The sequence below is a fragment of the Vibrio sp. genome, assembly GCF_050299255.1.
Lineage (GTDB): Bacteria > Pseudomonadota > Gammaproteobacteria > Enterobacterales > Vibrionaceae > Vibrio.
This window is the reverse complement of sequence record NZ_JBNKVP010000090.1, coordinates 242-12,361: the sequence shown is the minus strand read 5'-3', so window position 1 is coordinate 12,361 and position 12,120 is coordinate 242. Positions and strand designations below refer to the sequence as shown.

The 12,120-nt window shown below is 46.9% G+C and carries 10 protein-coding genes; 7 read left to right on the top strand and 3 right to left on the bottom strand.

Going from position 1 to position 12,120, the window contains the following annotated elements; translation table 11 throughout:
* Window positions 1-1,095, bottom strand: a 1,095-nt coding sequence (locus ACQY6F_RS16595; protein WP_428775999.1) for a phosphotransferase, incomplete at its 3' end; no start/stop codon positions are given.
* Window positions 1,096-1,458: 363 nt separating this feature from the next.
* Between ACQY6F_RS16595 and potA the strand changes: the two genes are divergently transcribed.
* From potA to ACQY6F_RS16575, 4 genes are all read left to right on the top strand, one after another.
* Entirely contained in the window at window positions 1,459-2,580 is a 1,122-nt protein-coding gene (gene potA, locus ACQY6F_RS16590; RefSeq protein WP_428776001.1) for a polyamine ABC transporter ATP-binding protein, read from the top strand.
* A complete protein-coding gene (locus tag ACQY6F_RS16585; RefSeq protein ID WP_428775998.1) occupies window positions 2,577-3,509 on the top strand; it encodes an ABC transporter permease subunit in 933 nt (310 codons plus the stop codon). Before potA ends, ACQY6F_RS16585 begins: the two co-directional genes overlap by 4 nt.
* Complete coding sequence (locus tag ACQY6F_RS16580) at window positions 3,509-4,360, top strand: ABC transporter permease subunit (protein WP_428775996.1); 852 nt, start codon at window positions 3,509-3,511, stop codon at window positions 4,358-4,360. The genes ACQY6F_RS16585 and ACQY6F_RS16580 overlap by 1 nt, the downstream gene beginning before the upstream one ends.
* A 532-nt stretch (window positions 4,361-4,892) precedes the next feature.
* The gene (locus tag ACQY6F_RS16575) at window positions 4,893-5,609 is read left to right on the top strand and encodes a hypothetical protein (RefSeq protein ID WP_428775995.1); all 717 of its coding nucleotides are present in this window, start codon (window positions 4,893-4,895) and stop codon (window positions 5,607-5,609) included.
* Between the two features lie 182 nt (window positions 5,610-5,791).
* Here the strand turns inward: ACQY6F_RS16575 and ACQY6F_RS16570 are convergent, their stop codons facing one another.
* Both ACQY6F_RS16570 and ACQY6F_RS16565 read right to left on the bottom strand, forming a co-directional pair.
* Complete coding sequence (locus ACQY6F_RS16570; RefSeq protein WP_428775994.1) at window positions 5,792-5,881, bottom strand: DUF2127 domain-containing protein; 90 nt, start codon at window positions 5,879-5,881, stop codon at window positions 5,792-5,794.
* Between the two features lie 506 nt (window positions 5,882-6,387).
* Complete coding sequence (locus ACQY6F_RS16565) at window positions 6,388-7,806, bottom strand: aldehyde dehydrogenase family protein (RefSeq protein ID WP_428775992.1); 1,419 nt, start codon at window positions 7,804-7,806, stop codon at window positions 6,388-6,390.
* 250 nt (window positions 7,807-8,056) lie between these two features.
* Here ACQY6F_RS16565 and ACQY6F_RS16560 point away from each other — a divergent pair, with 250 nt between their 5' ends.
* The 3 genes from ACQY6F_RS16560 to ACQY6F_RS16550 all read left to right on the top strand — a co-directional run bounded on the left by ACQY6F_RS16560 (window position 8,057) and on the right by ACQY6F_RS16550 (window position 11,647).
* Window positions 8,057-9,145 (top strand): extracellular solute-binding protein, encoded by a 1,089-nt coding sequence (locus ACQY6F_RS16560; RefSeq protein ID WP_428775990.1) that lies wholly within the window; start codon window positions 8,057-8,059, stop codon window positions 9,143-9,145.
* Window positions 9,146-9,296: 151 nt separating this feature from the next.
* Window positions 9,297-10,145 carry a helix-turn-helix transcriptional regulator gene (locus ACQY6F_RS16555; protein ID WP_428775988.1) on the top strand — a complete coding sequence of 283 codons (849 nt, stop codon included), beginning with the start codon at window positions 9,297-9,299 and terminating at the stop codon, window positions 10,143-10,145.
* Between the two features lie 107 nt (window positions 10,146-10,252).
* Window positions 10,253-11,647, top strand: a complete 1,395-nt coding sequence (locus tag ACQY6F_RS16550; RefSeq protein ID WP_428775987.1) for an NAD(P)/FAD-dependent oxidoreductase — start codon at window positions 10,253-10,255, stop codon at window positions 11,645-11,647.
* The last annotated feature ends 473 nt before the right edge of the window (window positions 11,648-12,120 follow it).

Genomic DNA, 12,120 nt, shown 5'->3' with positions numbered 1-12,120 from the left:
CTGTTCCATCGCGGTATCATCAAAGTGAACCGGGAATTTCAGTGCACGACGTATCCGGTTAATTACCGTCTTGCGGTCTTGTTGATACAGATATTGGAAATCACGCTCGTACTGTTCGATGTTATCGACATATTCACCCAGTTCCGGTTGCAATACCCGGCGTGCGGCGGCCTGAGTCACGGTAATAGCCAAGCGTGCAAGAGTAAGGTCCAGGATCAGGTCCGCTTCATTGCTTTCCAGCGGTAACACTCGGTCGTAACCAATTGCCACTTCACACATGCGGTCGATAATGCAGGAATCGTCGGGGAAGCACTCGGCAGCAACAGCGATGTCTGCCGGGTAACTACCCCAAACCATGTCACCGAAGTCAATCAGGCCACACACCTCTGTCGCCTGTTTATTGGCAATAAACACATTGCCCTGGTGGGAATCCTGGTGAATCGCCTGATGGCGCACTTTGCGTACCCGAGGTGCCACTTCCTGTTGGTAGAATTCAATGAATTGTCTTACGTTTGCACGCAAGGCTGGCTCTTTAATATGGTTAGCAAAAGGTTCCAGCTCACCAACACGCTCTATTTCCCAGACATGATGGGCAGTCACTTCAGGATGCATAAAACCATGTAACCCGCGGCTGACTTGCGCCACCTGCTCACCCATGCTGTAACGAATTAATTGTCCTTGTCTGGCCCCGCATGGTACGTACTCTAACAGTTCACCTTCAATGCAGGTCATCGCCCACATCATGTATTCCTGACCAGATTCATCGGTTACGTATGTGCAGGTTTCACCATTTAAGGTATTGATCACCCGAGGTATAGCCACTTCAGGAGCCGTATCGGCCAGGTGGCGTAGCGCAGCAATTTGCATTTGCGCGTGTTGGTTGCCTGACAAGACCGAGCCGATTTTAATCACGATGTTTTTGGTTGGCTTTTCCGCTTGTACCAGCGCAGTTAAGTCCAGCTCACTGTGTAGGATTTTCACATCCCCCTGAACACCAAACCATTCATGGCTCAATCGTGCTAATGCTTCTGGATCAAAAGGCGGAATTTGTCGCTCAATATTAAGCGAAGAGTGCGAATAAGCTGCGGTAACCATTTGAAAGCATCCTTGTTTCTGAATTAGAGCTTCATACTAATAGGTTTACAATCAACCGCTCCATTCCCTTGGCGGGTATGTAACCATTCAACCGGTTGCCATCTTCGCCCCCCAATCCGAGGGGGAGCAGGAATTTATACCTACCTAACTTGGGTATAGTGAGTCGTTATCAAATTGTTAACAATGTACTCATAGTAAGTTTGACGTTGCTGTGTGTTAAAGAGATAAAAAACGGGTGCGATAGCAAGGATATTCGCACATTCACACCAAAAATTATTTCCGCTCACAGCAATGGGGTATTGAATAGATAGACCAAGAGGTATTGCCATGGAAGTTGCTCTAGCACCAAGTGCTGATCTGGAGATGAACCCTACAGCTGAGGCTACAGCGGTCAAACCAACCAGCTCACTTTTATCCATCCAGAACTTATGCAAAGACTTTGACGGCCATGTTGCGGTTGATGACCTCAGCATTGATATAGAAAAAGGTGAAATTTTTGCTCTGTTAGGTGGTTCAGGTTGCGGTAAATCAACCTTGCTTAGAATGTTGGCCGGTTTTGAACACCCCACTTCAGGCAGGATTTTGCTAAATGGGGAAGATTTAGCCGGTATCCCACCTCATAAACGTGCCATCAATATGATGTTCCAGTCTTATGCCCTTTTCCCGCACATGACAGTTGAACAGAATGTCGCGTTCGGGCTCAAACAGGATCGTCTTCCTGCCAATGAAATCAAACAACGTGTGGAACACATGTTAGATTTGGTCCACTTAACTCAATACGCAAAGCGTAAACCTCACCAGCTTTCAGGCGGGCAGCGTCAACGGGTCGCCCTGGCGCGTAGTTTAGCGAAACAGCCCAAATTGCTATTGCTAGATGAACCTATGGGTGCACTGGATAAAAACCTGCGTGAGAAAATGCAGCTGGAAGTGGTGGATATTCTTGCTCAGGTAGGCGCGACCTGTGTAATGGTAACTCACGATCAGGAAGAAGCCATGACCATGGCCAGCCGCCTGGCAATTATGAACCAGGGCAAATTCGTCCAAACCGGCGTCCCTTCTCAGATTTATGAATACCCTAACTCACGTTTTGCTGCAGAGTTTCTTGGCTCGGTAAACATTTTTGAAGGTAACGTTGCGGATAACCGCTCAGAGTCCGCCACGATCGACTGCTCTGCAATTGATACGCCAATCTACCTGAAACACGGGGTATCCAACGCGGTAGGTCAGAGTCTGATGATTGCCGTACGACCTGAGAAAATTCAGATTGGCGAAGCGATTGAGAACCAGCCCAATTCCTGTATCGGCATCATTAAAGATATCGCTTATATGGGTAGCCAGTCTATTTTCCACGTACAGCTAAACAGCGGCAAGATGGTAACGGTCACCCGACCAAACCAGGACACCAGTAAGTTGTATCAGTTGAAATACAACCAGGAAGTTGGCCTTAGCTGGACCGCTGAAAGTAACCGAGTGGTGAAATTATGAATGCTGATATCCTACCGCAAAAAATTGCGCGTTTGAGTAAATCGAAATGGATCCCGACGCGCAAATGTATGGTACTGGCTATTCCGTATTTGTGGATGTCAGTGTTTTTTATGATTCCGTTCGTGATTGTATTTCAAATCAGTCTGACGGAAGCGCAGATTTCTATTCCACCCTACTCTAGCCTGTTCACGTTTGTCGATGAGCAGGTGAAGATGCTACTGCATGTCAGTAACTATTCGCTGCTATTTGAAGATGACTTTTATTTAAATGCCTATTTACGTTCGATAAAAGTCGCAACGATTTCGACCTTTCTCTGTTTTCTGGTTGGTTTCCCTATCGCCTGGGCGATTGTTCACTCCAAACCTTCAACCCGTAATGTTTTGTTGATGCTGATTCTGCTGCCGTCATGGACCAGCTTCCTAATCCGGGTCTATGCCTGGATTGGTATTCTGAACAGCAACGGCTTGCTGAACAACTTCCTGATGACCCTGGGCATCATTGATGAACCACTGCGTTTGCTGTACACCGATACTGCAGTGTATATCGGTATTGTTTATACCTATCTGCCATTTATGATATTGCCACTTTATACTGCACTTATGCGGGTTGATTACTCGCTCATTGAGGCAGCGCAAGATCTTGGTGCCAAGCCGGTAACCATCCTGTTCTCAGTACTTCTGCCATTGATCAAAAGCGGTATCATCGCCGGTTCTATGCTGGTGTTCATCCCTGCTATTGGTGAGTTTGTCATACCTAACCTGCTTGGCGGTCCGGAAAACGTCCTGATCGGCGGGGTGTTGTGGCAAGAGTTCTTTATGAACCGTGACTGGCCTGTTGCTGCAGCGATTGCTTCTGTCATGCTGCTCATCCTGATTGGCCCGATTATGATTTACTACCGTTATCAGAAGAAAGATATGGGGGCTGCATAATGAACGTTATTCCTGTAAACAATAGCCTGACCAAAAAAGCCATCCTGCTGCTTGGATTTGGATTCCTGTATGTGCCGATTTTGTTGTTGATTGTCTATTCATTCAACTCAAACAAACTGGTTACGGTATGGTCCGAGTTTTCGGTCAAATGGTACGGCGAGCTATTTCAAGATGATGCCATCATGGCCGGCGTCAAACTCAGCCTGATCATTGGTTTCCTTAGCGCTAGCGCAGCCGTTGTCATTGGTACCATTGCCGCCTTCGTGATCACCCGCTTTGGTAAGTTTAAAGCTGAGGGCAGTTTTGCCTTTATGATCACAGCGCCACTGGTTATGCCAGAAGTCATTACCGGCCTATCTCTGATGCTGCTGTTTATTTCACTTGGCCAGGTATTTGACCTGTTTTCACAGCGCGGCATGTTAACGATATGGATTGCCCATACTACCTTCTGTGCGGCCTACGTAACGGTCATTATCAGCTCGCGCCTGAGTGAACTGGACCTGTCCATAGAAGAAGCGGCGATGGATTTGGGGGCGCCACCCTGGAAAGTGTTCTTTGTGATTACCCTGCCAACCATTTTACCTGCGATTGTATCGGGTTGGATGCTGGCGTTCACACTGTCGCTGGATGATCTGGTTATCGCCAGTTTCGTCAGCGGACCAGGCGCAACCACCCTGCCTATGGTGGTGTTCTCCAGTGTGAAACTCGGTGTCAGTCCAAAGATCAACGCATTAGCGACCATCATCGTCGGTGTGGTTTCCGTCGCGACCTTTATCTGTTGGTGGTTAATGGCCAAAGCCGAGAAGAAACGCCAGTTGGAAATGCGACAAGCGAATCAAGACATCTCCTAACCCGCCGTCCAGCGATGTAGATGTCATAAGCAAAGCGAACTCTCCGGGTTCGCTTTTTTTTGTTGGCTATATAATTGTCTATATTCAATTTCTTAAAAATAAGAACACGTTGTAAAGAAAAATAGCCAGGTCAAAGTTACACCGGTGAAAAATTACATATTAATTATCAATAGGTTAACTAACATCTCCGTGAAATCTATTTTTGCAAAATACCCAGAAAATTTATATGGACTTCAACAGTTTGTATTTTATAGGTTTATCAATAATGAAACACAGAAAAAGTGACATAGGTAGCCAAAAACATCCTAACCAACCCTGTTGTCAGCCTCTATCACTTATTGCAGTGAAACTATATGCCCAGCATGTATATGCCAAGCATTGAATTTCATTAATCGTGATGTGGTAAACGGAATTTATGCCACACATCGTAAGCTCGGATGGCTGAATCAACTGGCACAAGTGACGACCATCCGTTTTCACATACAGAAAGTTCTATGAATTAGGACGCAAGGATAGAAATAAGGACATTGACATGAAAGGGTTGAAAGTTAGTTTACTGGCAGTGATGGCAGCGGGTTTAATGGCGGCTCCGGCTGCTTATGCAGATAATTCTGCCTCAGCGTTTACCGATGATGGCACTGCCGTGATAGGCGCCGCAGCTTTACGCAGCCTGGCGGTTAATGCAGCCGAATCGGTTGCGGGCGAAGGCTACGTGAAAGTGTTGTCGACCGAATTGAAAAATTCCGGTACACCAAAGGATCTGGTGATTGGCCTCTCTTTTGAAACCAGCCTGTTTACGGAAACCGTGGTAAGAAGTAAAGGCGGCAATAAAGATACTTCTACTGCTAGTGCAGAAATTTCCATGAAAGTGTTTGTCGATGGGGTAGAAGTCGCACCGGGTGAAGTGGTATTTGATCGCCGTTATCAGGAGCTGTGGGCCAGTTTAGGTGGCGTGCTGGATTGTCAGGATACAATCGACGAATCAACTGGTGAACCTGACGGCATCATTTCCTTCGATGAGTGTAACCTGCTTGATGAAGAAATCGGTCTGATTCTGGATACCAAAGCGGCGCATTCGTTTAATTTCTTAGCCTACAATATCGGTTCTGGATCCCATACCATCGAAGCATATGCCAAGTTAGATAAAGGTGGCGAAGCTCAAAATGGAAGCAGTGATGCCAGCGCGTCGTTAGGCAAAGGGACTTTAAGCGTTTGGGAAGTGCATGGCTCAAATGATACTAGCCAGTAGTTTTACCGTGATTCAATAACGTTAGATTGGCTCGTCTTCAGTTGCATTGAGCGGTGGCGAGCCCTTTTCACTGAATGTTTAACGCATATCATCATCAGACACTGTTTCAGTGTGGCGATTGGCCCGCACAACGCGATACATGTAGCCGACAATGAGCAGGTTAATGGCTAATACCATCACACTCAATACACCGGATATCGGATAATTTCATAGATTTCGAACGCTATATAGATAGCGCCGCTGCCTAAAGCGAACCACTCCGTCCAGACCAAATGCCGCCAAGTTCATACCCCTAGTCCAACCAATAGCGAACCGATGCCTTTAGACGCTTCAACCAGCGCAATCAGTTTTAAGCCGTACTTTTCACTTTTTTTCATCGCTACTCTTACCTGATCAGGTTAGCTGGCACGATTATTAGCTTGGCACACTCTGGCGATATGGTCGATGTTCAGCGCGGGCCACATTCGCCGCAATCGCTGGGGCTAATGGCTAAACAGCGAACAAAAAAAGTCCGACTTAAGTCACTGGAAGACTAGTCGGACGAACAGAACATAACTACTAGAGAAAAAAGTGGTGTGATTAAAACTTCACCCAAACACAATGAGAAATTGTTACCTACCCTGCGCTTCTCTGGCTATTGCGCCAGTGTCGACACGGGTATGAAAGCTATCTCTCCACACGGACGCTTTACATGAGAATATGTGGTCAAACACCAATCTAACTGGCTGATGGACTCATTAGACTGGCGTCGATCCAGATGTCAATTTTTAGCTGGCGACTATTGCGGCAGCGGAATTGACTTAACTTCAAAGAACTCTTCTACACCGTACTTACCGCTCTCTCGGCCTATACCAGACTGTTTGTAGCCACCGAATGGGGTAAAGTTGTTGAACTCAGCGTCATTCACGTACACCTGCCCTGCACGGATTTGGCGCGCCAGAGCAATACCTTGCTCCTGATTGGCGACAAACACTCGAGCAGACAAACCGTAATTGGTGTCATTGGCGATGTCGATGCCATTCTCAATAGTGTCGTAAGGGATCATGCACAGTACCGGACCGAAGATTTCTTCGCGGGCAATACTCATCTGATTGTTCACATCGGTGAAAATAGTCGGTTGATAATAGTAGCCATCGCCTAGATCTCGCTCGCGTTGTCCACCGCACAACAGTGTCGCGCCTTCACGAATACCCAGTTCGACATAGCGTTCCACTTGGGCTAGCTGACGAGCAGAGCTCACTGGACCTAAGAAGGCATCTTCTTGTTTCGGATCCGCCAGTTTCAGTGATTCCGCATACTGTTTGGCAATAGCGGTAGCCTCTTGATAGCGAGATGCAGGGACCAGCATACGAGTCAGTGCCGTACAGGTCTGGCCGGAGTTTAACATCACATCATCAATACCAAATTTTACGGCCGCCTCTAGCTCAGCATCTTCGGTGATCAACAGTGGTGATTTGCCGCCTAACTCGAGACAAACACGCTTTATGCTTGGAGCTGCCGCCTGACTAATTGCCACCCCGGCACGGGTAGAGCCGGTAAATGAAACCAGATCCACTTCAGGGTGAGATGTCATACGTGCACCCACTGTCGGACCATCGCCCAGTACCAGGTTAAATACACCGGCAGGGAAACCGGCTTCTGCCATCGCTTCGGCGAATAACAGTGCATGTAGCGGCGTCTGTTCACTTGGTTTCAGCACCATGGTGCAACCGGCTGCAAGTGCCGGCCCTACCTTGCCGACCAACTGGTATAACGGGTAGTTCCATGGGGTGATGAAGCTACATACACCAATCGCTTCTTTTATCACCAGGGCATTTTCAATCGTCTCTGTTTCTTCCACCATCTGGCAGCAATCAGCATATTTGCTCAATGCATCAACGGAATCTTCCACTTGTACCAGTTTTGAAAACCATTCAGGGCAGCCTACTTCATCGCGGATCGTGCTGACCATTTCGTCTTGTCGACGTTGTAAAACTTCCACCAGCTTAGCGATCAACTCACTGCGCTGCTGTGCCGTCGTAGCCTGCCAAGCGGGAAACGCCCGTCGTGCCGCTAAAATAGCCTGTTCTGTCTGTTCCACGCTGGCATCTCTGATACTAGCAATAACAGTGGCATCTGCAGGATTGATAACATCACGCGGATTACCTTGTGCGTCACACCACTTGCCATCTATAAATACTTGCTCGAACTTTTGCATTCCGTTGCCTCACTGTTATAAAACGTTGAAACAATATGTTAACGATTGTGGTGAGGAATTCTGTAACCCTGTCAGGGGTCAAGATGTAGCCCCGTCCTTTTCAGCCTTTATATCGATGTTTAACCCGGTCACACTGTTACCCCTGTTTCGGGTATGTCCATATTTTACAAATGCGTAACAATAGAAGGTGATTGTTTTAGCAGCTGAGCACGTCTCGTTCTAAGCCGCATTCATTGATAAGGAGATCACCATGCGTCATACAAATATTGCGATTGCATTAACTGCTGCACTTTTAGCAGGCCATGCAGTAGCGGAAGAGCAGGTTAATATCTATAACTGGTCAGATTATATTTCGTCTGAAACCATCCCTGAATTTGAAAAAGCGACCGGTATCAATGTTCGCTACGACATGTACGATTCAATTCAGATGGCTGAAACTAAATTGCTGACAGGTAATAGCGGTTACGATGTGGTTGTTTACGATGGTTCAAACCCGAAAGTAAAACAGCAAATCCAGGCGGGCGCTTTCCAGAAGCTGGATTTGGCCAAACTACCGAACTATAAGAACCTGAGCGAACAGTCAAAGAAATGGGTTTCCGTCTACGATGAGAAGAAAGAGTACGGCGTGCCATACCTTTGGGGTACGATCGGCATCGGCTACAACCCTGACTTAGTGAAAAAGTACGCCGGCAACGTACCTACCGATAGTTGGTCAATGTTACTTGACCCAGAAGTCGCCAGCAAACTGGGACAGTGTGGCCTAACGCTGATTGACGAACCGATTGAAGTTTATGCTGCAACACTGTCTTATTTAGGCAAAGATCCAAGCGTGATGAGTTCTGAAAACCTAAAACTGGTTGAGACTCACCTGAAAAAGATCCGCCCATATATCACTTACTTCAGCTCATCCAAAATCATTTCCAGCCTGGCAAATGGTGACGTCTGTGTCAGCCAGGGATATAGCGGCGATGTAATGATTGCTCGTGACCGTGCTGATGAAGCTGACAAAGGCGTGCATGTTTCTTACAGCATTCCTAAAGAAGGCTCTATCGTGTTCTTCGATGCGATGTACATTCCGCGTGATGCGAAAAACATCGACCAGGCCCACAAATTCATCAATAACATTCTGGAACCAAAAGTGGGCGCAGCACAGTCTAACTACGTATTCTTCGCCAGCCCGAACAAAGAAGCAACACCCTATCTGTTAGACGAAGTGAAGAACGATCCAGGTATTTACCCTAGTGATCAGGTAGTTGACAAGCTATATCCAAAACCAGAGTACGACAGTAAATTTGGCCGTAAGCTGATGCGTATGTGGAACAGCTTTAAAGCGGGTTAAAACTTAACCCCGTTTGAGTTCAAAAGGCCGTCTCATCGGCCTTTTTCTTGTTCTTTTTTCAGGTTAAAGTAGTTTTAGTCAGTTACCCATACAGACTCAATAATATCAATACTGTTCGGACTCTGAGCCAAGTTATACAGGAAGTACATGAATGGACGCGAAATGGATAGCGCAGACCGCTAAACTGGTGGCACATGCCAACGATGAATCACTTTTTGAGCATCTTACCCAATTTTTGGTTGAAGAGGTCAATTTCCAACAATTACTGGTAATGGTCGAGACCAAGACAGGGCCAATCGAGGTTTTTGACAAAATATACGGGCAGTACACCCACGAACAGCTTACCCATGATTACCTCGACGGCGCCTATTTGCTCGACCCATTTTACATGTTTGAACGTGACAGCACCGGCACCCACGGGTTTTATCATCTGATAGACGTTACCCCTGAGGGTTTCTATCTCAGTGATTTTTACCAGAGTTATTACGCCGACAGTGGTTTGCTGGACGAGTTGCAATATTGGCAACAAGTTAGCGATGATATGCGCATTACCATCAATATCAGCCGTACCAAAGAATCTCGGTTTTTCACCCCACAGGAAATTGAGCTGTTTAAAGCTCTCGACCCTATCGTTCAAGCCGTGATCACCAGTTACTGGAAAGCGAACCAGATGAGACTGGAAAGCAAAAACAGCGGCGGCGATACGGCCATAGACATGCGTCAACGGCTCGATTCGGCATTGGCGCACTTTGGTCGTTCCCTGCTAACAGACCGAGAATGTGACGTTGTCCGCACCATGCTAGGTGGTTACACCACCAAATCAGCGGCACAAAAACTTGGCATATCCCCGGAAACGGTGCATATGCATCGAAAGAATATTTATACCAAACTCGACATCTCTTCCCAATCTGAAGTATTTGCCCTGTTCCTTGATGCTGTCGCGGAAAGCGATGGCGCACTAAACAGTGACCCTCTAATCGCCCATAATCAACTGTCCTAACCTTATTTGGGTAGGTGATGCAACCATCACCTGCCCCTAACAAGGGAATATAGTTCTAACATTTTTTCAACAATACTTGCTTGACACTGTATGCAAGGAAGTTAGTTATGGATTATCAAACAGCGCTCAAAAAAACTAAATTCACCACATTTTGGTTAGATAGTATCGAGTTACCACCAGCCCAGGCCCCTCTGGCATTGGACACCCAATGCGACTTGCTCATTGTTGGCGGTGGATTCTGTGGCTTATGGGCAGCCATACAAGCGAAGGAAATCAATCCTAAACGCGACATTGTATTGATAGAAGCAAAGGAAGTGGCTAACGGTGCATCCGGCCGCCCCGCTGGAATTATTTCAACTTCCGTCATGCACGGCTTAACCAATACACAGCACAACTACCCTAATGAAATCCATAAACTGGAAGATTTGGGTAGAGAAAACATGAAAGGATTCCTGGATACTCTCGAAAAATACAATATCGATTGTGACCTTGAATTGGGTGGTGAGCTGACGGTTTCCATCGGCAACGAAGGCTTGCAAGAAGTGAAACACGAGCACGAACTGTACATCAAGTACGGCCACCAATCGAAACTGCTTAACAAGCAAGAAGTCCAGGATCAGATTAAATCCCCGCTCTTTTTCGGCGGCGCATGGTGCCAAAGCCAGAGCGGTACTGTCCATCCGGGCAAGCTATGTACCGAACTGAAGCGAGTGGCGTTGAAGCTGGGGGTAAGGGTTTATGAAAATACGCCTCTGGAAAACCACAGTAAAGCCGAAAACGGTGTGTTAGTCACCACTCCACGCGGCAAGATTGCAGCCAAAAAGGTGCTGCTGGCCACCAACGCATTTAAAGTTAAAAAGACCAAAGTACAAAACCGTGTTGCTGCCATTCGTGACCGGATACTTATGACAGAACCGCTTAGCGAAGAGCAGATGAATAGAATCGGCTGGCAAAACCGTCAGGGTATTTACGATACCCGTACTCAGCTCAACTATATGCGTCTGACCAAAGATAACCGCATTCTGTTTGGAGGCCGATTAGCCTACTTCTTTAACAACAACACTGATCCGCAAGCAGACAAACAGGCTGATCCATTTGAGCGTCTGGTGAATGCGTTTTATGAAACATTCCCAATGTTGGATGATGTGACGTTTTCCCATGCCTGGAGTGGACCCATCGCGTTAACCTCACGTATGGCGGTACATTATCAGCATTATCACGGTGGCGACATGGTGTACGCGGGCGGCTATTCTGGTTTTGGTGTCACTGCCAGCCGGTTTGGTGCACGGATCGGATTAGCCATTCTGGATGGCGAAGATCACCCTGCTACCTCAATGACATTTGCAACTACGCTGCCAACCTATATCCCGCCGGAACCATTCCGCTGGATGGGCGCCCAGGTGACATTCCATGCATTGGACACCTGCGATGATAAAGGTGGATGGCGTAAACCTTGGGTTAAGATGATCAACGCTATGGGTTTCCCTATCACCCATATTTAACACACATCGCACAACTACCCATGGGAAAGCCGCAGTCGAAAGATTGTGGCTTTTTGCCTTTGCTCAGCAGAACAAATATTGACCAGTGAGATTCGCCAGTTCGTTTGTCTGTGTCTCATATTCCACAATAGCGGCTAACTATACCCACAAAGAGCAATTGGCAAGCGATTGGCTACTTTACATCATACGGTTAGACACAAGGTTTAGTCTGATCTATGGTTTATATAGCATATGCCTTACATAACTATAGGTGGCAAAATAATAGGGCGACGGCTCTGTTTCGGCATGTCGTGATCAGGATTAATCAACTAACTCAGATTGTATGATTCATATCAATCCCTGGTTCAAGTATTGAATCAAAGAAGCGTTAGCCTTCCACCGAAAATATGTTTGTCGTTTCCATTTTACCTCCTTGCGCACACCATCCCTCTGGTCTCTACCCTACTTTCTTCTTTGTTTTCTCTCCGCACCAT